Raw genomic sequence first — 23,999 nt, 5'->3', positions numbered from 1 at the left:
TGTTCCGTGGGCAAAAACTCAGGTTCTGGCCTGTTCGGTGGGGTTACTTGCATTGGTTGCGAGTCCCAGCCTTAACCGCTGAACGCACGCCGCCCCCACTAAAGTGGGAACTCCATACGCCGAAAGGGGCCGAGTCCCAGGTATGGAGTTGATCGCGGGGCGGTCCGATAAAGCTTATAGTTCACTCGTCCGCTTTTTAGCCGATCGGGCCGCCAGAGTGGAAGGGACCCACGAACCACGCTAACCACGCGAAAGAAAGCGAGAACGTGGGATCCTGGCCGATTCATTGTAGTGTCGTCCGTCCCCGGACGATGTCATCGCTTCGCTCGCTTTCCGTTTACAGAGGATGAACAGCGCTGTGCATCCTCTCATCGATCCCATGTGAGTGAGGCTTGTGATGGGGAGCAGAGCGTCAACTCATTTGAAAGCTCTCATGAATCGAAACGCTGCTTTTGGTTGGCTAGTCGTCCTCCTCACGGCATCAGGACTTTCGGCCCAAACAACATCCTTCACTTATCAGGGCCGTCTTCACTCGCCCGATGGTCCGGTGAACGGTCTTTACGACTTCACCTTCAACCTGCACGGAACACTGACTGGGGGTGCTCCTTTGACCGGTGCAGTCAATCGTAACGGGGTCGGGGTTACGAACGGCCTTTTTCACGTTCCGCTGAACTTCGGAAGCGTGTTTTCTGGGGCGGACCGGTGGTTGGAAATTGCGGTTCGCACCAACGGAGGTGCGAGTTTTGTCACGCTCGCACCCCGGCAGTGGCTCACGTCCACGCCTTACGCCATTCAAGCCCTCCAGGCTGGGAGTGCCGCCACCGCGGTCACCGCCAACTCAGTTGCGCCCGGGGGAGTGAACAATGCAGCGTTGGCGGTGGGAGCGGTGGATTCCAGTCGGATTCAGGATGGAAGCATCGCGATCAGCGATTTGGGGGTGGCGGTGGCGTCGAATACATTTTGGCGGCTCGGCGGAAACCGGGGCGTTGCCCCAGCCAATCAGTTTCTGGGCACGCTCGACAATCAGCCGATGGAGTTCAGGGTGAACAATACCCGGTTACTCCGTTTGGAGCCCAATACGATAGGAGCCTTTGGTAATGTGTCGGTGAGCGCCCCGTCATCTCTCAGCTTCGGAGCCACCACTCGACAGATGATTAACCTCTACAATGCCGATTTCGGAATCGGGGTTCAGGACAACACATTGTATCAACGATCGGGCAGCGAATTCGCCTGGCATCGGCTGGGCAGCCATAGCAGTGAGCAAGGTAACCCTGGCGGCGGCGGCGTTAATCTGATGAGGCTCGACGGCAGTGGCACTCTTTCCGTTCGCGGCAACGTTATTCTGGACTCCACTGGCTTGAATGAAGGAGGACCCTATCCAGGGATCGTTTTCGGCGGGGGCAGTGGCGAGACCATTTCTTCCAAGCGCAGCGCCGGTGGAAATCAGTATGGATTGGATTTATACACCGGCTTCGTGCCTCGGCTGAGCATTTCGAATGGGGGAGCGGTTGGTGTCGGCACGCAAACTCCCGAGGACTCGATCCTCGACATCGAAGGCCATGTTCACATGAACGACCACGATGTGTTCCTGCGGGCGGGTGCTGATCGAAATCATGGGCTCGGATACCGGTTCGCGGTGGGAGGACGGGGGATTGATGGCCCATTCATCTATGGATTCAGCGGCGGGGCCCTGGGGGTTAGCGGTCCGGACAGCGCTACTCTGACTTGGGATCGCAACGGCAATGTCTGGGTCAACAAGAATCTTTCGGTGGGGGCGTTGACGATTCGCGGCGGAGCGGATGTCGCGGAGCCCTTCCCCATGAAAGGTCAGGAGGTCGAACCCGGATCGGTCATGGTGATCGATCCCGAGCATCCCGGGCACTTGATGGTCAGTGAACGTCCCTATGACACCCGAGTGGCTGGAATCGTCAGTGGAGCTGGCGGGGTGAGTCCCGGGCTGTCACTCCGTCAGGAAGGGGTGCTGGATGAGGGTCGCAACGTGGCCCTGTCGGGACGGGTTTACGTGAAGGCGGATGCCTCTGATGCTCCGATTGAACCGGGCGACCTGCTCACTACCGGCAGTCGGCCCGGGCACGCGATGCGGGTCAAGGACCCGGCTCGAGGCACAGGTGCCATCCTCGGTAAAGCCATGACCAGCTTGCGCGACGGCACGGGGTTGGTTCTCGTGCTGGTGAGTCTTCAATAGGGCTTCCATGACTGCGAATCACTCGTGATGCACAGTGCACAGCTATCCGATCGCGCTATGAACATTCGAACTTTCCTACTGCTCTCCGGCCTCGCCCTGATTCTGTGGAGACCTGGTTCGGCCGGGGCCGAGATTCGGCTTCGGGTCTCGGTAAAATTTATCCTGGATGCCTCGGGACGTCGTCCCGGCGGCTCTCTTTCCACCGATGACGCGGTGCGGGAGCAAATCCGATTAGGCAACGACATCTTCAATCGCGCGGCCAGCGGGTATGTCGTGGATTTGGTTGAGATCGCCAACGTTCAAGGGGTGTCCCAGTGGTTTGACGTGGACGCTCGTGACGCGGGCCAGCGGCTCGCTTTGCAGTTTTCAGCCTTGGCCAACCCGTCGGTTTACAAATTGCGAGCCGACGCGGTGAATATCTACCTCAACGGCAACCGGAGCTCGGGAAACTGCGCGGTCGCTCCCCCGGATCAGATCATTCTGATCGGTCAGGGGGGAAGTCAGACGACGATCGCCCATGAGATTGGGCATTACTTCAGCCTCTTCCACACCCAAGGGGCCGCCTGCGGCGCGTGCAACGATCCGATCGTTCAGACTCGCTGCACATCGCCCGGGGAGGATGAAGTCGCGGACACGTTGCTGGATGTGGAGTGCTGGGGTCAGGACGAGATTTCCCAAAAGGCGTTCGGAAAGCGCTTTAGAAACCTGAATGCAGATCAGGTGCGTCAGGTGGACGCGGTGTTTTTTAATCTGATGTCGTATCATGCGAATACCGATCGGCTGACCCCCGGCCAGATTGATCGGATCACTAGCAGCGTGAACGGGCCTCGGTTTCATGTAGCGTCTGGTCGAACGGTCTTCGTGGATCGTAACAACTCCTGCTTGCGGCCTGAGGATTTGCCTCACCCGTTCCGCACCTTGGCGGGATTTGTTCCCGGATGGTCCTGGGGAACCCGGCACGGGCTAGGGGTGAAGCTCGATCCGAGAAATCCTCCCGCCGGCGCGCCATCCCTTCCATGCCCATTTCCGCCTTTGCCGTGCTCGATCAATGCTTGCCTTGGGGGACCGTTCAAGACGGTGGGAGATGCCGTCAATAACTCTTCGGCGGGCAGCCGACTGCAGATTCAGGCGGGCCGATACAATGAACCTGTGACCATCACCAAGGCCCTGTGTTTGACGGCCAGCGGTGGTGAAGTGGTGATCGGTGCACCGTAGTTCAGATCCATCAGAAACACGATGAAGACAAAATTACTTAACCTTTCGGGCCGGTCTTGCCTGGTTCAGCCGATCTCCGACGATCGTGGCTACTGGCGTCATATTCCCCGAGGTCGGTCAGTTTTTCAACTCGCCTTGCTTGGAGCTTCGCTTCTCTCCCGCGTGCAGGCGGCGGAGTTGGTGCAGAACGGATCCTTTGAACTGCCCGACGTGAACCTGACCCCGGGGAAGGTAGTCGCATCGCGCGGCTCCTTCCTCACGGTGAACCCGGGAAGCGCGGTGGTTCCCGGGTGGGAAATACCGGGGGTGGCCATCGCCCTCACACAGACACCTTACGACGAAGGGCTTGGTTTGCTCGTTGCGGGCGATGGTCGGCAATCAGTGGATCTCACGGACACTGTTTTCAACGGCTTGGGTGCCGTGCAGCAAGGCATTCCGACCATCCCTGGGCGAGACTACGTTCTGACGTTCCAGCTGGGGATTCGGCCTGGTTCAGAGGCCTACGCTGGCCCGATCAAAGTTCGGGCGTCCGCCGGGCCCGCTCAGGCCGATTTTACACACGATGGTCCTTCCTTCATACCCGGCCCGCAGTGGCAATCCTTTGCCCTTCCGTTCCGTGCCTCATCCGCCAGGACTCTCCTCCGGTTTGAGAATGTGTCCGCCGCTCACTGGTCAGCACTCGATCGCGTCTCGGTTCTCGAGTTGGACTCGCCTGCGTCCGCAGCGTATCACCTGGCTTCCTGGACTGTCGATGGAGGCGGAGGGAATTCGGCTGGCGGGGGGTTTCTGCTGTCCGGGACCGTCGGACAGCCTGACTCGGGACCGCTACAGGGCGGGGGCTTTCGGTTAGAGGGAGGATTTTGGCACTCGAGCCGTGGGCTGGATTTGCAGATTGCCTTGGAGGGGCATCAGGTGAGGTTGAGCTGGGAGGCTTTTCTCGGTGGAGATCGGCTGGAGACGGCGGTGCGGCTATCTGGGCCTGGGATTCTGCCATGGGTGCTGATCGATCTGCCTTGGAGTGCGACGAGCGTGGTGATGTCGGGAGCCGATGGACCTCGCTACTTCCGTCTGCGAACGGACTGAAATGGAACATGAAGACTCATGGGTGGGAGCTGGACTACACTGGGCCTAGCTGGCAGGGTTGCGAGGTGGAAGCGGAACGAAACTCGTCCAGGTTTGATACGACCCACTGGAGTGTGGTGTTGCGTGCCGGGGGGGATGACGCGTTGGCGGCAACTGCCGCACTGGATCGGCTGTGCAACACCTATTGGTACCCGCTTTATGCCCATGTTCGCCGGCGGGGATATGGTCCGGACGACGGGGCTGATCTGACGCAGGAGTTCTTTGCCATGCTGCTTCGACGTCATTCTTTCACTCAGGTGGCACGCGAAAAAGGCCGCTTTCGGACGTTCCTGCTGACCTCTCTCGATTATTTCCTTCATGATCAGCGCGCCAGAGCGCACGCCGCGAAGCGCGGCGGAGGGGCGGCCGTCGTGGCCCTGGATGCGATGGATGCGGAGCAGCGCTACGCCTTGGAACCGCGCACGGAGGAGACGCCGGACAAGGCCTTTGACCGTCGATGGGCTGCGGCACTCTTGGAACAAGCCTTCTCTCGCTTGAATAAGGAACAGGCGGAGAGTGGCAAGGGGCCGATGTTCGCTCGGCTCCAGCCTCTTCTCGGGCGGCCGGTTGAGTCCGGAGAATATGAAGTCTTGGCCGTAGAACTAGGGGTTCCTGCTAACACCATTGCGAAGACGGTCCAGCGGTTGCGTCAGAGAGCCCGGGAGCTGCTCTTCGAGGAAGCGAAGCACACGGTGGCCACCCAAGCCGATGCGGACCGAGAGCTGCGAGAGCTTTTTGGTTGAGACCTTCAGGCAGGAGTTGGGGCTTGTTTATCCTGTCGTTGCTTGGCTGACCGCGATTCTTTCGAAGCTATGAACCACGCGACTTGCCCTCGGTGCCAGATGCCGCTTTCTGCGGTGGGCAGCTTTTGTACGCGTTGTGCGGGACGCATGCTGCTGGCTGCTGAAGATCCTGACGTGGAGGAAGAGGCACCAGGCGCTCGCCGGAGTAGCAGCCGACTGGGGGAGTTCGAACTGGGCGAGGAGCTTGGCCGCGGGGCTATGGGGGTGGTGTATCGCGCCCGGCAGCCTCAACTCCAACGGGAGGTGGCGGTCAAGGTGATCTTGGCTCATCGCTTCGCTGGAGAGCTGGGGCGTAAGCGCTTCCTAGCCGAAGCCGAACTCGCGTCTCAGATCGACCACCCTAACATCGTCCCGATTTATCAGGTTGGCCAGACGGAGGACGGCCCATTCTATGCGATGAAGCTGGTAGAGGGGGGGACCCTGGAGCAGAGACTCCGACAAGCTCCGGCCCAGTCCGAGGACGCGTCGGCTCGGTCGGGGAACCAATTCTCCGTCGACGAATCGCTTCGGCTCCTGGGCACCATCGCTCGAGCGGTGCATCACGCTCACTTGCGCGGAGTGCTTCATCGAGACCTGAAGCCCGGGAATATTCTCCTGGATGCGGAGGGCGAGCCGCACATAACGGATTTCGGCCTGGCACGACGATTGGACGCCGAGAGTTTTCTTACACAGACTGGGTCCTCGCTCGGCACCCCTGCCTACATGTCACCGGAGCAAGGGGCAGGCCGTCGCGACGTGACGACCGCCGCCGATATTTGGAGTCTCGGTGCCATACTTTATCATCTTCTGGCCGGTCGCCCCCCGTTTCTGGGCGAATCTCCGGATGAAATTCTACAGCGCGTCCGAACTGAAGAACCTCCACCGTTGCGCGGATTTCGTCCGGGGTTGTCACGCGATGTGCAAACCATCTGTTTGAAGTGCCTTCAGAAAGATCCGCTCCGGCGATATGTCTCGGCTCAAGAGTTGGCTGATGACCTGGACCGATTTCTAGCGCACGAGCCCATTCGCGCCCGTCCGATCTCGGGGGTGGGCCGTTTCCTGCTGTGGTGTCGTCGGCGTCCCGCGCTGCTGGCTGCGTGGGTGGCCGGCACCATCGCCCTGTCGGCTGCGTTGATAGCCGGGGAACTGCATTGGAAGAATCAGGTCCGGGAACGCGTGCTCGTGCAGGTCCGGGATGAGTTGGCCGCCCACACGGTCGCGTCGGTGCGAGCTGACCGGGAGAAGGGCCGGCCGGGCAGGCGATTCGACAATCTCTCCAGACTGGCGGCGGTAGCGCAGCATCCGGCCCCGCTGGCGTTGCGTAACGAGGCGATAGTCTGTCTGACCCTTTTCGATATCCGTCAGGTTCGGAGCCGGTGGGCGCTGCCTCGCTCCACCAAAAACTATGCCTTGGGAGCCGATTTGGACTTGATCGCCGTAGGTGTTGATGATGGCGACGGCGTTGAAATCTATCGGTTGCCGGAGGGGGAGCTGGTTCGAACTGTGACCGGCCTCAGCGGTGCGATTGGCTGGTTGCGGTTGAGCCCGCGTGCGCAGTGGCTGGGCGCTCGCTGGTATGACCGTTTGACGGTGCTGGCCTTGGGGGACGATGGATCTCGAACTGTGGAGCCTTTTAAAAAACGAGCGAAGTTTGGCGGCAGGCCTGAGCGCGAGTTCGCCTTTTCAGCCCAGGAAGATCAGGTTGCGCTTCCAGCCGGAAACGGAGTCGTGGTCCATGAGCTTCCCTCGGGTCGGGAGCGATGGCGGCAGGAACAGCAACCCGCCGAGCCGGTCTTTGGGTTGGCGTATTCTCCGAGCGGAAGGTGGTTGGCCGTGCTGCAGAGAGAGTTTGTGGTGGTTCTGGAGGCAGAGAGCGGGAAGGTCCTATGGAAGGCGCAGCGGGCGGCTCCCGAGAGCGGAACTCGCGCGGTTCCTCTCTCGATCGCGTGGCATCCTCGAGGGGAGCACCTGCTAGTCACTGACCAGACGGGCATGATCGAAGTCTTCGCGATGTCGTCCTTCCCGTCGCATCGGTTAGCCCGTGGACGGGAAGGGTCGATTGACTATGTCGCCTTCGGAGGCGACGGGCAATGGTTCTTGGTTTGTGGCGAATCGAACGAGGCCATCGTATGGGACTTTCACGCGTTCGCGCCATTGATGAGGGTGGCAAGTTCGGTTGAATCGATTGCGACGTCGCGGACAGGATCCCGTTTTGCCATGGTCGATCTTGTGGGCCGACGGCCTCAGCTCAGCATGTGGGAAGGAGTTTCGAGTCCGATTTTAAGTGAGTTGGACCTCGATGTGGTGGCTGAATCGATAGCGCTCAGTCCTGACGGGCGATGGCTGGGCGTTGCACTGGGGACCAACGGTTTCCGGCTCTACAGCACCGTCGATCGTCGCCAACTTGACGTGAGACAGGAAACGGGGTTCCGGATCGGCTCGATCGTGGTTGCCCGTGAACAATCCTGCGTGTTCACCCCGGCTTCAAACGGTTGGTGGCGATGGCCCGTGCTGGATCCCGAACTGCGGCATCTGGGGGCGGGTAATCATCGCTTCCCAGGACAAGCAAAGGAGGACCTGCCCCCAAGCCGGCATAGTCTAGAGCCTAGCTGGGTCGCCACCTCGCCCACGGACCCAGGTGCGGGGCGGACGATCACCAGTCGGGAGGCTGGTCCAGCTGATGCCCGGCGTCCGGCCCTGGTAGGTGCGATTGCGAAACAGCTTCGTCCGGGAAACCGATATGCGGAAAGCGAGCGTGGCGGGTTGGTGGCTGTGGAGCACGAGTTGAACCTTGTGCGGCTTTTCGACCGCTCCACAGGTTCTCTGCTATGCGATCTGCCCTCGTTGCGGCCGAGCCCGATTGGGGATCTGGCCTGGGATGCCTCCGGTGATCTGTTGGCGGTGCTCACAACTACGGGACGGGTGCAGCTTTGGCAGGTGGCCCAGCTACGAGCCGAGCTGTCCAAATTAGGCCTTGGGTGGTGATGCCCACGAACCACACCCGCCACGCGAAAGAAAACCGTTTGCTTGTAATGTCGTCCGTCCCCGGACGATGCCCCCTGTTGCTGTTTCGGAACCGCCGCTGACCGGGGAAGAGGGAACGAGGCGATTGTGACCACGGATTACACGGATCACACGGATGGGACCCGAACTGGGGACGTCCGAGTTGCACCACAGAGACGGGAAGGGCACAGAGGTCGGATTGGGTAGGGAATGGACCGTCCTCTCTGCGGTTCCATCTGTGTGTTCTGTGTGTTCCGTGGGCAACCATTCGGGTTGTTCTGTTGGGGCGGGTTCTGCTTGCAGTCTGCTTCAAGTCCTTCTCCAATGCGGGCATCGTCACGTGATTCGCCTATGTTGACCATGCAGCCATTCCTTACATCGACTCGCTCTCGCATCCGTTCCGCCCCTCGAGCACTCGGCGTTGTTGTTCTCTCGGTGTTGTTGCCGTGGTTCGTGCTGCCTGCCCGGTCCGCGGAGGCCGCCCCTGAGCGCATCCCGCTCTGGTCAGGAACGGCACCCTCGGGGGAGGGAAAACCCATAGCCGGTAATGCTTATGTGACGGTCTACCGTCCGACTCAGCCCAATGGAGCTTCGGTCATCATCTGTCCGGGTGGAGGCTACGGTGGGCTGGTCAAGGACGCCGAGGGATCCCGCATCGCCCGCTGGCTGAATCAGCATGGAATCACCGGCATCGTTCTGGAGTATCGTTTACCGGGCGGTAACCGGTTCGTTCCGTTACTCGATGCTCAACGTGCGCTTCGGTGGGCCCGCGCCCAGGCACCTAGCTGGGGCTGTGATCCGCAGCGAATTGGGATCATGGGGTTCTCTGCCGGAGGACATTTGGCCGCGACTGCGATCACGCACTTCGATCGGGGTGATGCTCAGGCACCCGACGTCCTAGAACGACTAAGTTGTCGACCTGATTTCGGTATCTTGGTGTATCCGGTGGTCACCATGGGCGACCAGACGCATGGCGGATCGCGGCAGAATCTGCTGGGACCGAATCCTTCGGCGGACGTGGTGGTGTACTATTCCAATGAGAAGCAGGTGACGGCCCAGACCCCGCCGACCTATCTGGCCCATGCGCGAGATGATCGTGCGGTGCCGGTAAGCAATAGTAGCTTGTTCTACCAGGCTCTTCGCCAACACGGAGTTCCGACCCGTTTCTTGGAGTTGCCTTCGGGGGACCATGGGTTGAATGGCTACCAGGGGCCGATGTGGGATGCCTGGCAATCAGGATCCCTCCAATGGCTGGCGGAACTGAAGTTGATTCCGGAGGCTCCCGGTCGAGCGCGCGGACGAGGCGAGGCAGGGAGACCAAGCTTTCCCCGCTACGATGATCTCCGAGCCAGGGGACATTCACCGCAGCTCCTTCCGGGAGTCGGACAGTTTGTCTTTAGTCTCTATGGTGTTCCCGGGGATTCGGCCATGGTGCACCAAGTCGTCGATGTCATGCGGGAGCGCAAGCTGGGCAACGGGTTCGATCCCGGGCCGGGTCCCAGCCCCCAGACGCGACCCATCCTAGACTTTCTGGCGGCTAGCGGCTGGCCCGTCGTATTTTATTCCGGCGGCGAAATGCAGATCAAAGGGGGCAGGGGAGTGTTCGGCCCTCCTGAGGAGTCCGCTGTGGCCGAGTTTGATCGAACCGGAGTCTTCGCCGCCTATCAGCTGGGCGAGTGGGGGTACTATTTCCACAATCTTTCGCATCGGGAATCGTGGTGGCGGGACGTTTACGGTAAGGACTATGACCAGTTCAAGCATCTCCAAAAGCCTGCGGGTTTGGCCGGATACGATCGGATGCCGCAGAGCCGGAAGGAATGCTACGACGTCATGAAGGATTACTTCGCCAGTCGTAGTCGCGATCTTCTGGGAAGGGTGATCAGTGTCACCGGCCACTCTCACTACGAGGCCTATGCGGGCGAGTGGGGCGCCCGCTGTATTGGTCTGGAACTGGGGGAGAACATCGCCTTTACCCAGTCGAAACTGGCCTTTGCCCGAGGGGCGGCTCGGCAGTGGGGCAAGCCGTGGTCGGTTCAAGTGAGCCCTTGGTTTGGTCCGAGCTGCACCACCAGCGGACCACTGAGAAAGGAAGGAGACATCGTTCGTGGGCTGGACGCGGGTCACTCGCTGAGTTTCTACGAGCGCATGTGGCTGCACGCCTGGTTTTCCGGAGCTGCCATGGTGACCCCGGAGAATAGCATCGCGATCTTCTTTGAAAAGCCGGAGGCCCCGTGGACGTTTACTGAACATGGTCGCAAAGGGGCCGAAGTCTTTCAGTTCATGAGCTCGCGCGCGCGGGGAATTCCCTACACCCCGGTAGCCGTGGTGATGGATCGCTACGCCGGCTACAATGGATACATGGACAAGCCCTGGGGAATTCTCACGCCGACGGCTGGGGACCGGGAAGCTCGGGATTTGTTCGATCACCAGCTTTTTCCGGGAAGTGATCACATTCACTCCAAACCCGATAAAACCAATCCGGAGGCGAGCTATCTGCGCCCCACTCCATTTGGTGAAGTCTTCGACGTCTTGCTGACCAGCGTGCCCCCGGAGATTCTTCCTGCGTACCCCGTGATTCTCCTGGTGGGCGATATCGAGTTTGAAGTGGGCTTCCTGAGCGAGTTGGAGAAGTCGCTCCGACGAGGAAGCCGGGTTCTTATTTCGCAGCGTCATCGCGACGTGTTGGGCGCGGGGTTTGACCGGCTATCCAAGCAGGGCAGTGTGGAGGTGCTGGAACCCTGGATGAATCCCACCACCGGTCGGCCGACAGCGATCTCGAATCAACGGTTGGCCAGCATCACCCAGGACTACTCGCCCTTTGAGTTGCAGGGCGACCCGGTGCAGTACGGGATCAACCGAGTTCCGAAAGGTTGGGTGCTGGAGATCATCAACAATCGGGGCGTGGGCAAGCGCGGCGACCAGCCCGCATCGGTGGATCCCCAAGCTCGGGCTCGGGTTACCATCAACACCAGGGTGGATTGCCAGCAGGCGAAGGCGTGGAAATCAGGCCAGGTTTTTGAGAAACCCGGGAGAGTCGAACTCGAGCTGGGGCCTGGAGCTCTGGAATACATAGAATTCCTGGAGACTCCGCGGTAGGTTCTCGAGGGTGGAACCGCGATGGACGCGATGGGGAATCCGGAGGGAAAAGAAAACTAGAGCTTTTCTTCCATTTCGGACATCGCGTCCTTTGCGTCCATCGCGGTTCAACCACTCCGGGCCAACTCCTCGTTCCCGCGGGAGAAAAGGGAGATCGTTGCCCATGGAACACGCGGAGCACACGGAGCTGATGAGGATGGGGAGGGATGAGGAACATCGCCACTTGCGGTGATAAGCGACGAGCCGCCCGCCTTGGTCGATCACAAATCCAAAATCCAAAATCTAAAATCTAAAAGCCCCCCACACACCAAATCTGGACAGAGCCCCGAGTTTCGCGCAACCTACGTCCCACCATGTCATATCGCCATCGCCTTCTTGCCGTCGCTTTTGTGACGGCGATCCTGACGTCGTTCACTGCCGCCCAGGCCGAGGTAAATTTGCCTCCCGGCTTCGCTCTGGAGGTGGTGGCCGGCCCGGATCTCGTGAGCGAGCCTATGGACCTCAATTTTGCCCCGGACGGATCGGCATGGGTGACGGGACGGGCGGGGGAGTTGTGGCGGATCGACACGACGGCGCGCACGGCTCATCAGGTCGGTCGGGTCAGTACGGACGTAAGCGGGGACCGCGGCCTGCATGGGGTGGCCTTTCATCCGGATTTTCCCAAGACCCCCCATCTCTTCCTCTCCTATCATACTACCAACCACTCTCCCACCCAGTATCGCGCGCGCGTGGCCCGATGGACGGTGGTCGGGAAAGGAGCCAAGTCGGCCCTGGAACCTGCGAGTGAGAAAAGCATCCTGGAATGGGATGGGGACTCGGCCGGACAACATGTGGGTGGGGGCTTGCTGGCTCATCCCCAGGAGAGACTTTTGTATGTGACCACCGGAGAGAACAATCAGAACGCGAATCTGCGCAAATACTGTGATGACCCTGAGAACCGAGCCCAGTCACTCAGTGACCGACGGGGCAAGGTGGTACGGATTGGTTTCGACGGCTCCATTCCCTCTGACAATCCGTTCGTCAAAACCGCTGGAGCTGATGGCATCATCTTTACACGCGGGCATCGCCAGCCCTGGTCTCTGGATTACGATGCCCCCACCGGGCTGATCCTTCTCTCTGAGAACGGAGGGGATTTGGCTGACGACTACGATGAGGTGAATCGCATCGTCCCGGGTGCCAATTACGGATGGCCGAAGGTGTTTGGGGATGGCTGGTCGACGTTCTCCCGCACCAATCGTTTCGAGGGTTTCACCTCTCCGTGGTTCAGCTATAAGCGCAACAGCAGTGCCTCGTGTGTGGGATCGATCATTTATCGTCCCTCGTCAACGGGTGCGGGTTTTCCAGCCAAGTATCATGGCTCCCTGTTTTACGCCGACTTTGCTCGCAAGTCGGTTCGCAGCGCTCCGGTGAACGCTGAGACCGGTAAGCCGGGCGAGAGTGCGGCCTTTCTTCAGGGTCTCACCGCTGGTCCGTTGGCCCTTCGCCTGGGACCTGACGGGGCTCTCTATCTGGCAACTCACGGCGGCGCTTCGAAACCCTCCACGAACGATTCCATCGTGCGCGTGGTTTGGAAAAAGTGATCGATCGGTTCTGATGGGCGGTGCCCTCGCTCGTTCGACAACACCGCCGGTGTTCGTCTCTGGATTCATTTGCCTAGATTCCTGGTTCCTCCGGGATCTAGGATTCCGCACAGGCATCAACGTCCCTCATCATGACTGCAATATACCGGATTCTGGTTATCCTGAGTCTTTGTGCCACTTCGGCCGTGATTTCCGTCGGCGCGCCGGTTGCGTTGTTCGACGGCAGGTCCTTCGAGGGGTGGGAAGGCGAGACGACTCAGGTCTGGCGGATTCGTGAGGGTGTCATCGTTGGCGGCTCTCTGGAGGGCAATCCGCGCAACGAGTTTCTGGCTACGCGGAAGTCCTTCCAGAACTTTCACCTTCGCTTCGAATACAAGCTGGTGGGAACCGAAGGTTTCGTGAACGGCGGTGTGCAGTTCCGCAGCAAGCGCATCGCCAATCCGCCAAACGAAATGTCCGGTTACCAGGCGGATATCGGCGCGGGCTACTCGGGCTGTCTCTACGACGAGTCACGCCGCAACAGGATGCTAGCGATGGCGGATACGAATCTCGTAGTGAGCTTGGAGAAGCCCCGCGACTGGAATCGCTATGAAGTTATCGCTCGCGGCCCGGACATCCAGCTCTTCCTCAACGGCCAGCGCACGGCGACCTTTGTTGAACGCGCGGAAGGCATCGACACACAGGGCCTGATCGCCCTGCAGATCCACGGAGCCTGCAAGGCGGAGATTTCGTTTCGCAATATCACTCTCGAGGAGTTGCCCGCTTCTGCGGAGCGCACTCCAGCCGAGGTTCTGCGGCGGTTCGGCGACGGGCAGCCGACCTTGCCCCTCGCACCCTTCCCGGACGGCAGGTTTCAGCTGAGCTCTAACGAAACGATCGTGCTGGTAGGCCAGGAAAACCTGGTGCGTGAACAGAAAGTGGGGGAGTTGGAGGCCCAACTGGCATCGGCGTTCCTCGATAAGGCGCCGCGCTTTCGCTCCATGGCGTGGGAGGCTGACACTGTCTACGAGCAATGGCGTGATTTGAACTTCGGCCCTTGGGCCGGGCAGATCGAGTCGGTTGGGGCGACCGTCGTGATGGCTCAATTTGGGCAGATGGAGGCGCTGGATGGAGTGGGACGGATCGCGCAGTTCACGGCGGCCTACCATCGCCTTTTGGACCAGTTGGCCACGCGAACACGGCGACTGGTTCTGATCGCTCCCATGCCCTTTGAGAAGCCGCTTGCCTCCCACGCGCCCGACCTCACTCAGCGCAATGCAGATGTGGCCGCCTATGCGGCGGCGGTGCGGGAGATCGCCAAGCAGCGCGGAGCCGTGTTTGTGGATCTTCCCGACGCTCTGGCGAAGCGCGTCTCACGACAGCGCCTGACCGACGATGGAGTTCATTTGAACGCGGGTGGTCTGCGCGAGGTTGCCGCCGCCATCACCCGCAGTCTGGGGGCGGAGCCCAACGCATCCGCCTCCCTCGACCCGGTGCGAGCCGCCATTGTGGAGAAGAACCGTCTGTGGTTCGATTGCTGGCGTCCGGCCAATTGGTCGTTCGTCTATGGAGACCGGATGAGTCAGAAATTTGGGCAAGCTGCCGGATCGGAACCTTCCCTGCTGCAAGCTTTCGAGCGACAGAAACCGCTCGTGGAACAAGCGGACGCTCGGATCCATGCCCTGGTTCGCAATGAGCCGGCTAAGCCACTCGTTTTACCCAGACTGCCGATCTCTTCCGAGGAGGCGAAGGCGATTCCACCCGAGGAACAGCTCAAGACCTTTACCCTGGCCGAAGGCTATGAGATCAATCTCTTCGCTTCGGAGCGTGACGGCGTGGTGAAACCTACCCAGTTCTCCTGGGATGAGAAGGGGCGCCTGTATGTTGCCTGTTCACCCACCTATCCCCAAACGCTCGCGAGCATTCCCCCGACGGACTTCATTCTCGTGCTCGAGGACAGCAATGGCGACGGCCGGGCCGACAAGTCGTGGAAATTCGCCGAAGGGCTGACCATGGTTCAGGGCGTGGAACCGGGCGCGGGAGGCGTGTACGTCTGCGATTTTGATCAGCTCCTTCATTTGCGCGATACGAACGGCGACGGCAGAGCCGACGAACGGCAGGTTGTGTTCTCGGGCTTTGGCATCGGCGACACACATCAGCTCATCAACAGCATCTGCCACGGCCCGGATGGTAGCCTGTGGTTCACGCAAGGGCTTCACGCGATGTCGCGTGTGGAAACCCCGCATGGTGTAGCGCGGTTGGATCGCGCGGCAGTCTGGAGGATGCGTCCGCGTCAGCTTCACCTCGAGGGCTTTTTCGGCGGCGGGATGGCCGGGGCCAATTGCTGGGGCGTGGCCTTCGATGATTTTGGTCAAGTCTTTCACAAGTCCGGTGATCGGCCGCAAGGCTATTGGACGGTGCCCGGCATGGTCCGCGGGGCCAGTCCGAGCGGCAGTAGTTCGACGACCGACGCGAATGCCTCCTATGCCAACACGCCGGAGCAATACCACTCGGTGGGCCCGCTCTTCGACACCTCCCCGAAGACGACTGCACTCGACATTGTCGGTACACGCGCGTTGCCCGACGACATCCAGGGCTGCGCTCTGATTGGTGGATACTTTGGCGCGGTGGTGGAGCTGCATCAGTTTGAGGAGGCCGGCTCCGGGTTCAAAACCAAGCAGCTGCCGCGGCTCGTGAAATCATCCAACAGCTCGTTTCGTCCGGTGGATGTGAGCGTCGGACCCGACGGTGCCATCTATGCGGCCGACTGGTTTAACCCGGTCATCGGGCACTACCAGGCCAGCTATGCGGACCCGATGCGCGATCGCACCCATGGCCGTATCTGGCGCGTTAGCGCGAAAGGCCGGGCCTCGATCAAGCAACCCAATCTTGCTGCGATGAAGCCGGCCGAACTTCTCGAACAGCTTCGTTCGCCGGAACGCTGGACTCGGTATCAGGCCAAGCGACTGCTTTTCGATGCGGCGAGGGAAGATGTGCTTCCTGCCGCGAAGACCTTCGTGGCGCATGTTCCACTCAACACACCCGAAAATGAGCCGCTACTGCTCGAGGTGATTGGCGTGTTCGAGGCCCATGAAACTCCTTACCTGGAATTGCTCCAGAGGCTCCTCAACGCGAAGGATGCGCGAGTCCGGGCCTACGGCACTCGCGTGGCCGGCATGTGGGCGGATCGTCTCCCAGAGTCCCTCACGCTGCTGCGCGAGCGCGTGCAGGATGAAAATCCAAGAGTGCGCTTGGAATCGGTCGTCGCGGCTAGCTATGTGCCCAAGGCGGAGGCTGTGGAGATCATCGCTGCGGCGGTGGATCTGCCACGTGACCCGTTCCTTGACTATGCCATTCGCCAGAGCGCTCGAGCATCCCAATCCCGCTGGGCGGCAGCCTTCACCTCAGGGCAGTTGAAATTTGGCGGTGCCCCGCAAACAGACTATTTGACCCGGCTCCTGGGGACGCCTCCGAAGCAGGCCTCACCGGGCGAAAGGCTCTACGAGATGGCCTGTCTTCCATGCCATCAGCCGGAAGGCAAGGGCTTGCCCGGCGTGTACCCTCCCCTCATCGGAAGCGAGTGGGTCAAAGGTGATCCGTCCCGACTCATCAAGATCGTGCTTCATGGCCTGAGCGGGCCACTGAAGGTGGCAGGTCAATCTTTCGGTGGACCTGGCGCCGTCCCGATGCCATCGATGGGTGGCTTAACCAACGAGCAGCTCGCCGACGTGCTCACGTTCGTGCGTGGCACGTTTGGGGCGAATGCTTCGGCCGTGACGGCCGCTCAGGTTGAGGCTGTTCGCACGGCCACACGGCAGAGGGAAACGCCATGGACGGTTCAGGAACTGTTGGAGTGATGAGTGAAGAGTGGCGAGTGATGAGTGATGAGTGATGAGTGATGAGTTCCCGAAGGGAAACCGTCCGGGGACAACCGACGCTGCGGGAAAAGTAACGCTGTCAGCGTACGCCTCGGGAACTCGTCACTCTTCACTCTTCACTCTTCACTCTTCACTCTTCACTCTTCACTCTTCACTCCCGCCCTTTTTGATCTCGAACCCAGCTCTCTGTCGATCCATTCCACCCGGGTCTGAATCCACCCCTTCATCTGACGAACATAGTCCGGGTAATTTCGCCGCGTAGGCCAACGGGCGGAATTGCGCTGTTGGGCTTCCCCCAGGGACGCGACCAGAACATCCATGCGCTCGAGGATTTGAGATGTCGAGAAGGGGCCGCGTCGGAGCTCGGTCCACCGGTTGACTGTGCGTTGTCGGAACTCCGGATCCTGGTTCAATCGGGCGAACCAATTGATCTCAGTTCTCCGGATGTTCGGCCAGTACCAGCCCTCGGGGTCGTCCCCTCCGTAGAAGTCTGCGTTTCCGAAACTTTGGTCCCAGTCCCAGATGGGGCCCATCTTGAGCCTTCCTCCGGGAGTGAGTTGCAGGAAGGCGCTGAAACGAAAGCCGTCCACGTTCTTGGACATCTCCACCAGCCAATAGTGATCGATGAAGGCATCGACATCCAGGAACTTGGCGTATCCTTTGGTTGGATCGGTGAAATTTTGACCGTGGAGCACCCGCTCGAAATCATTCAGGTAGTTGACGAGCCAGACGCGTTGCTCTCCGGTGATTTCGCGCTCCTTCGGATGGACATATAGAAAATGGAGTCCCCGAGCAGTGTGGAAGCCGTTTTCTCCAGGATCTACATGATCCATCTTGAAGAGGAAACCACCGAGAGCACCCTGGGCACCTCCATGCGCCGCTGCATCGGCCAGATTCACGCGATGGCGTCCGCGTTTAATCTTTTCTTCCAGCACATACACTCCCGCATAGTGGCGGTTCTCCAACCTGCCGCCGGCTTCCGTCACGAAAACCTCCACAAAACGGGTTCGCGGCGCGTATCGGCCAATGGCGTTGCTCAGTTCGTAGGCTAGCACGTCGCGCAGTTGGGTACGGTCGAAGTAGGGCGCGTATAAAACCCAATCAGAGTCCTGCGGCATGCCGCCCAGCGGAGACTTCGCCGCGCCGCCCTGGTGGTCGATCAACTTGATCGTGTAGGAACGTTTGGGGAATCGCCGCGAGGTATTCCCGCGCTGGCTCAGTTCTAGGCGTCCCTGCCAGTTGGCGGGGTTGGTGATGGAGATGACTGTGCCCTTAGGTTCGATCATTCGGAATGAACCTGTTGCTTTGGATCGGTGCGGAATGGGCTGGCCGTAGGTTTCGATGATGAGCAGCGGCAAACTTGACTGAAAGTGTTGGAACTCGGCTCCAAGCACCGTGTAGGACTCCGAAGAGATGGCACTAGATCCGCCGCTCGGCAGGAAGGATCGAGCCCTCAGATAAGTCGAGCTGCTCATGTTCAGCGCGTGCTGGTACAAAGCCGACTTTTCCGTCGGTTCCGTTCCATCCAGAGTGTAGCGAATGACGGCCTCATTGGATGCCGGGGAGCCTCGGATCTCCACATTAAATGGTTTCGAATAGACCCCGCCTGGTACCGAGAACTCGGGGGCTGAAAGGCCAATGGCTCGCTCGCCGTCCGCCTGCCCGCGGCTGTCAAATGCCCCTAGAATCCAGAGAGTGAATCCTAGCCTGAGGTGCGGGTGTGATCCGAACAGGGAGGCGACAAACCGAGCCAAAGGGCGTGCAACGAGAAACGATCTGAATTCCTCCTGGCGAATCCTGGGCCTTTCGGTGGCCGCAATTTGCATAATGCGACCTTGGCAAAAGGAAATCGGTTTTGCCACCACAGAATCAACGAGCGGTCGATTCCATTCTGTTGCTGTCGAGGGTCAACGGCTGAGCCAGTGAAGTAATCCGCCCAAATTGCCATTCCAAGACCGGCCAGAATCCCCGCTCCCGTCGCCATCATGAGTACCCATTTCAACCAGGAGAACGGGACCTCCCCCGCCACCTTGGCCGTCTGCCCATTCACGAGAATTCGCAGCGGAGGCTTGTGCGGAGAATATCGGATCGCGCACACCCAGACTGGGGTGAGCGTCGGAGCGACGGATTCTTCCAAAAACTCGGTGGTGTGCCGCAGATCCCTCACGCCGTCGCCCGGCATGAAATTAAGGAGCATTCCCGGAATCGACGCCTGGGTTTCGCCGCGGGCCACCCGCAGGCTTTCCTCCTGGGACAGCGACGGCTCCTCCGCGCTCCAGCCTGCTACCAACGTCGGGGAGTAGCGCCGGAGCTGACTCAGGTCGAAAGGCTCGATCGCCTGGAGTTCTTGGTTGGAGACGGAGTGCGAAGCCGTCACAAGAACGTCGGAAACATAGGTCACATGAGTGCCAGTCAAGTCATGGTATTCGGTGCGGTTTCGGCTCCCGAGGGACAGCTGGCTGTCCGACACGACCCGGATGCCAGTTTTTTGGTAGGATTCCGCGATTGAAGCCTGGTAGCGGGAGCGGGCTGTCGAGGAGTAAAGGTAGGCGGGGATGTAGACGCCCGTTACTTTTTCTACGGCACCCCGTTTCAAACCAAAAGGGGCCATCGTCTGTCGTCCGATCCAGTGCCTCACTGCCTGCACCGCCTCCTCGCGCTCAGTGGTGAACACGAGTGCGAATACGGGGGAGGAGCGATGCCTCATCGCTGGGCGATGGATTACCGAGGGATTGTCGCAAAACAGACATCGCGACGCGATGGATCTTCCTTGGATCGAAAGCGTTGCTCCGCAGGACTCGCACTGAACTTCCGTAGACTCGGACTGTCCCATCACGAGAGAGATGTCGGCAATCGTCTGAAACCATTGAGCTTAAAAGCCTCGCCGGACCTTAGACTTATACACCTCATCGGACGAATTTGCGGTCAACTCCATAAACTCAGTGCTGGTCGAATGGGGATCGCCCTTTATCATCCCGCCATGCACCTCATTCGACTGTTCTGCTTTTTTATGTGCGCTATGGGCCTGACGGCTGCACCTCGGCCCAATGTCCTGTTCATCCTCTGCGACGACCTGAGGCCGGCGGCTCTGAGTTGCTACGGGTCGAAGCACGTCAGCACTCCTCATATTGACGCCCTATCGAGAGACGGAGTTCGCTTTGCCAACGCCTTCTGCACCACTTCGCTCTGCTCGCCGAGCCGGGCCAGTATCCTGACGGGGCTGTATGCCAGCCGGCATGGGGTGCGCGACAACTTTACCGAGTTGCCAGCCTCCCTGCCGCATTGGCCGGGTCGTTTGCGTGAGAACGGCTATGCCACCGCCTACATTGGCAAGTGGCACATGGGGGAGAACAATGACGCCCCACGGCCTGGGTTTGACTATTTTGCCACCCATAAGGGGCAGGGGAAGTATTTCGACACCCCCTGGAATCTCAACGGCCGCAGCACCGAAACCATCAAGGGCTACTACACCACGGTCGTCACGGACCTGGCCCTGGATTGGCTGGGCAAGCAAACCTCGCAAAAGCCGTGGTCCCTGTGTCTCGGCCACAAGGCTCCCCACAGCTTTTACACGCCCGAGGAAAAGTATGCGCGTCGATTCGATCATGTTCGGGTTCCCTATCCCGCCAGCGCTTTCCAATTGCAGGACAAGCCAGCCTGGATGCAAGAACGCCTACACACCTGGCATGGGATCTACGGGCCGCTTTTCGAGTGGCGCAAGACTTTCCCCGATGACCGTCCGGAGGCAGTGAAGGATTTCGAAAACATGGTGCACGGCTACTGGGGGACCATCCTCAGCGTCGACGACAGTGTGGGCCGGTTGGTCGCGTGGCTGAAAAAGACCGGTCAGTATGACAATACGATGATTGTGTTCATGGGCGACAACGGATTGCTGGAAGGGGAGCACGGCATGGTGGACAAGCGCACCATGCACGAGGCCAGCATCCGTATTCCGATGATAGCCCGGGGCCCTGGTCTGCCTTCCCGGCGGATCGAGAAAGGGCAGGTGCTCGCCATGGACATCGCTCCAAGTCTTTTGGAGCTTTGCGGTGTGCCGGGTCTTCCCGCCATTCAGGGTCGTTCTTGGAGGAACCTGGTCCTCGGGCGTGAACCTGCCTGGCGTCAGGGCTGGTTCTACGAGTACAACTACGAGAAGCAGTTTCCCTACACCCCCAACGTTCGCGGAATTCGGACGGCCGACTGGAAGCTCATGCGTTATCCCCACGGTGACGGCTCGCCTGACCGGCACATGGCCGAGATGTACGATTTGCGCAAAGATCCGGGCGAACGCCGCAACCTGGCCAATAACCCGAAGTTCGCGAGCAAGCGGGCTGAGCTTGAAGCTCAGTTGGCCAGCTTGCTTGCTGCCGAAGGGTTGACCCCCGACCGCGACAAGATGCCGTTGGATGAAGGCATCAAGAAGGCGCTGCCCGACCAGAAGATCCGGTAGGGTAGCGGGAGGGCGGTCTTGATCGGGATTTCCCACGGCTGATGTTGCCGTGTTCAGTTAGATGTTTCGTGTCATTTGCCATTTGGACATGGATGCGTTCTACGCCTCCATCGAGCAGCGGGAGGATCCGCGTCTGCGCGGAAAGCCCGTGATCGTGGGCGCGCCGCCCACTCAACGGGGTGTCGTGTGCGCGGCGAGCTATGAGGCGCGAAAGTTCGGCGTTAGATCTGCCATGCCAAGCGCTACCGCAGGTCGTCTCTGTCCTTCGGGGATCTTCGTTCGGCCTCGGATGGATTACTACCGAGCCGAATCCCGAGCGATCATTCAGCTGATCGCGACCTCGGGGATGCTCGTCGAGCAGATGTCCATCGACGAAGCTTATCTGGACTTGTCTGGAGCCTGTCAGGGAGCCGACGCGGACGATTCCCTTCAGCGTGCACGTCCCATCGCTCAAAGCTTGAAGGAGCGGATCCGGACTCAACGCCAGTTGACGGCCACCATTGGCATCGCCCCCAACAAGTTCCTGGCTAAACTTGCCAGCGATCATCAAAAGCCTGACGGCCTCACGGTGATTCCTGAGTCCTCAAAGGTAAGCTTCCTTCGCCCCCTGCCGGTGCGGGCGATCTATGGCGTAGGGAAGGTGACCGAGAAGGTTCTTCATGAGGCTGGGCTCTTTACTGTTGGCGATCTCCAAGATACCTCTCGAGATCTGCGGGCACTCGTGGGATCCTTTGGTGCCAAACTCAAGCAATTCGCGATGGGGGAGGATGACCGCCCATTGGAACTGGGGGAGGAGATCAAAAGCATTAGCGCCGAAGAAACCTTCCTGCAGGATACTGAGGATCGTCGAATCCTGCGAGCATGCTTGAAACTGCAGGCGGAGGAGATCGCTGAAAAGCTCACGCGACGCCGATTGGGCGCGCACACAGTCCAGGTCAAAGTGCGTTACAGCGATTTTGTCACTGTCTCACGCCAACTTACCGTCGAAGAGCCCTTGGTTACGGCCCGCGAGATCTACCGTTTGGGATGCTTCTTGCTCGGGCGGGAGAAACTCGTTCATCGTCCGCTTAGACTTCTCGGCCTAGGAGTTAGCCATCTGAGGGAGCCGAACGGAAAGCAGCTTTCCTTGACTCTATTGGAGCCGCCGGCCTCGAGGTTTGAGTAACCCGGCTCGGGGAGGCCAGCAGAAGGGTCTTCGGCGGCGTGAACCGAAAGCGGTGTTGCTCCCTCGTCTTCACCTCCAAAATGAAGACTAGACAAGTTGGACATGGCCGCTGTTTCTCACCTTGGGGTTAGGGGGCGCTACCCCTTCCTGTTGCCAACTCTGACCCACCTTCGATCTCACTGCTCTCGCGTCACCACCGTTGGAAAGGACTTAGCGAGAGAACCCGCCTTAACAACCCCGCCTTGTATCACAGCCAGGAACTTCTGGCGTTCCGTCAGGACGGAGATGTTCTTGAGGGGATCCCCATCGATCACCAGCACGTCCGCGAGCTTGCCTTTCGTTAGGGTGCCGAACTCATCCCCACGCCCCATGATCTCAGCGCCGGTCTGGGTGGCACACTTGATGACCTCGAGGGGCGTGAATCCCACGTCCTTTACGAAGAAGACCAGTTCCTTGGCGTAGTCGCCGTGAGGGTTCCAACCGAATCCATAATCGCCACCCATGCCCAGTCGGCCTCCGGCCTTCAGAATCCGTCGAGCGCTTTCGGCTCCGCCTTCGAGGGTTTCCTGGTGACCATCGATGACCGCCTGGGGCAGCCCGAACTCAGGGCCGCGGTCCACGCTCGCCTTCTCAAAATAGAGGGCGGGAATCACGGGTGTGTTCCTTTGGAGCAGGAGTTCCATGGCTTCATCGTCCATGAAGGTCCCATGCTCGATGGTGTCGTAGCCTGCTCGCAGCGCGTTCTTGATCCCCTCGGTGGCGCGGCAGTGGCCGGTCACCTTGAGCTTGTGATTGTGAGCGGTAGCCACGACGGCATGCATCTCCTCGAACGTCATGCATAGAGTGTGATGGTCGTTGACGTCGGGAGCCGCAGCATCCCCTGTTGGATAGGTCTTCACCCATTCGATGCCGTCCTTCACGAGCGCGCGCACCGCTTTGCGCGCGTCCTCCTGACCATTGATGATGAAGACCAATCCTTCCATTCCGATCTTCCGAAACTCCGGGTTCCAGTCCATCAGGCCGCCCGCCGAGCAGATCTCACGTCCGGACGAGGCGAGGCGGGGACCGGGGATCAGGTCGCCCTCGATCGCCTTCTTCAGCCAGACATCGACGTTGAAGAGGCAGCCGCCCGAGCGTGCGGCTGTGTAGCCGCATTCCAGCGCCAGACGACAATTGACCGAGGACAGCAGCGACACGTATTCGACAGGATACTTGATGTCGAGATCTTCCAAAGCCGCGATGTTGAAGTAGGTCGCATGGAAATGAGCTTCCACCAGGCCGGGCATGATCGTGCCGCCTCGGGCATCGATGCGTTCAGCATCGGCCGGAACCGTCGGCGCTAAGACAGCGGGACCCGCAAACTCGATGATTCCGTTTTGTATCACGAGAGCCGCGTCTGCCACGGGGGCTCCGCCTGTTCCATCCACCAATTGGCCGTGGGTGATGATGGTCGTTCCGGTCGCGGTTTTCATAGGCGAGTTCCCTTAAGATTTGGCCTCAGGATTGCTGAGTTGGTTGGTGTC

Annotated in this window: 13 protein-coding genes; 10 read left to right on the top strand and 3 right to left on the bottom strand. The window is 60.0% G+C overall.

Annotated elements, in window-relative coordinates; all coding sequences use genetic code 11:
* Positions 1–433: 433 nt before the first annotated feature.
* The 8 genes from JNN07_10040 to JNN07_10005 all read left to right on the top strand — a co-directional run bounded on the left by JNN07_10040 (position 434) and on the right by JNN07_10005 (position 16,840).
* A complete protein-coding gene (locus JNN07_10040; protein MBL9168069.1) occupies positions 434–2,206 on the top strand; it encodes a hypothetical protein in 1,773 nt (590 codons plus the stop codon).
* A gap of 57 nt (positions 2,207–2,263) precedes the next feature.
* On the top strand, positions 2,264–3,421 hold the full coding sequence (locus JNN07_10035; GenBank protein MBL9168068.1) for a hypothetical protein: 1,158 nt from the start codon (positions 2,264–2,266) through the stop codon (positions 3,419–3,421).
* 21 nt (positions 3,422–3,442) lie between these two features.
* On the top strand, positions 3,443–4,504 hold the full coding sequence (locus JNN07_10030) for a DUF642 domain-containing protein (protein MBL9168067.1): 1,062 nt from the start codon (positions 3,443–3,445) through the stop codon (positions 4,502–4,504).
* An 8-nt stretch (positions 4,505–4,512) separates the two neighbouring features.
* Positions 4,513–5,286, top strand: coding sequence for a sigma-70 family RNA polymerase sigma factor (locus JNN07_10025; protein MBL9168066.1), 774 nt, complete (start codon positions 4,513–4,515; stop codon positions 5,284–5,286).
* Positions 5,287–5,355: 69 nt separating this feature from the next.
* Entirely contained in the window at positions 5,356–8,310 is a 2,955-nt protein-coding gene (locus JNN07_10020) for a protein kinase (protein ID MBL9168065.1), read from the top strand.
* 378 nt (positions 8,311–8,688) lie between these two features.
* On the top strand, positions 8,689–11,424 hold the full coding sequence (locus JNN07_10015; GenBank protein ID MBL9168064.1) for an alpha/beta hydrolase: 2,736 nt from the start codon (positions 8,689–8,691) through the stop codon (positions 11,422–11,424).
* Positions 11,425–11,777: 353 nt separating this feature from the next.
* The gene (locus JNN07_10010) at positions 11,778–13,004 is read left to right on the top strand and encodes a PQQ-dependent sugar dehydrogenase (GenBank protein MBL9168063.1); all 1,227 of its coding nucleotides are present in this window, start codon (positions 11,778–11,780) and stop codon (positions 13,002–13,004) included.
* A 131-nt stretch (positions 13,005–13,135) separates the two neighbouring features.
* On the top strand, positions 13,136–16,840 hold the full coding sequence (locus JNN07_10005) for a DUF1080 domain-containing protein (protein MBL9168062.1): 3,705 nt from the start codon (positions 13,136–13,138) through the stop codon (positions 16,838–16,840).
* 158 nt (positions 16,841–16,998) lie between these two features.
* On the opposite strand, the gene JNN07_10000 is transcribed toward JNN07_10005, so the two are convergent.
* Both JNN07_10000 and JNN07_09995 read right to left on the bottom strand, forming a co-directional pair.
* Positions 16,999–18,615: a CotH kinase family protein gene (locus tag JNN07_10000; protein MBL9168061.1), complete on the bottom strand. Its 1,617-nt coding sequence runs from the start codon at positions 18,613–18,615 to the stop codon at positions 16,999–17,001.
* The gene (locus JNN07_09995) at positions 18,564–19,568 is read right to left on the bottom strand and encodes a hypothetical protein (GenBank protein MBL9168060.1); all 1,005 of its coding nucleotides are present in this window, start codon (positions 19,566–19,568) and stop codon (positions 18,564–18,566) included. The genes JNN07_10000 and JNN07_09995 overlap by 52 nt, the downstream gene beginning before the upstream one ends.
* 312 nt (positions 19,569–19,880) lie before the next feature.
* On the opposite strand from JNN07_09995, the gene JNN07_09990 reads away from it, so the two are divergent.
* Complete coding sequence (locus JNN07_09990; GenBank protein ID MBL9168059.1) at positions 19,881–21,311, top strand: sulfatase; 1,431 nt, start codon at positions 19,881–19,883, stop codon at positions 21,309–21,311.
* 61 nt (positions 21,312–21,372) lie between these two features.
* On the top strand, positions 21,373–22,476 hold the full coding sequence (gene dinB / locus JNN07_09985) for a DNA polymerase IV (GenBank protein MBL9168058.1): 1,104 nt from the start codon (positions 21,373–21,375) through the stop codon (positions 22,474–22,476).
* Positions 22,477–22,652: 176 nt separating this feature from the next.
* Here the strand turns inward: dinB and JNN07_09980 are convergent, their stop codons facing one another.
* Positions 22,653–23,948 carry an amidohydrolase family protein gene (locus JNN07_09980; GenBank protein MBL9168057.1) on the bottom strand — a complete coding sequence of 432 codons (1,296 nt, stop codon included), beginning with the start codon at positions 23,946–23,948 and terminating at the stop codon, positions 22,653–22,655.
* Between the last annotated feature and the right edge of the window lie 51 nt (positions 23,949–23,999).

This window comes from Verrucomicrobiales bacterium, assembly GCA_016793885.1.
Taxonomy (GTDB): domain Bacteria; phylum Verrucomicrobiota; class Verrucomicrobiia; order Limisphaerales; family UBA11320; genus UBA11320.
Note: the sequence above shows the minus strand (reverse complement) of the source record. Positions and strands in the feature narration are given on the sequence as shown.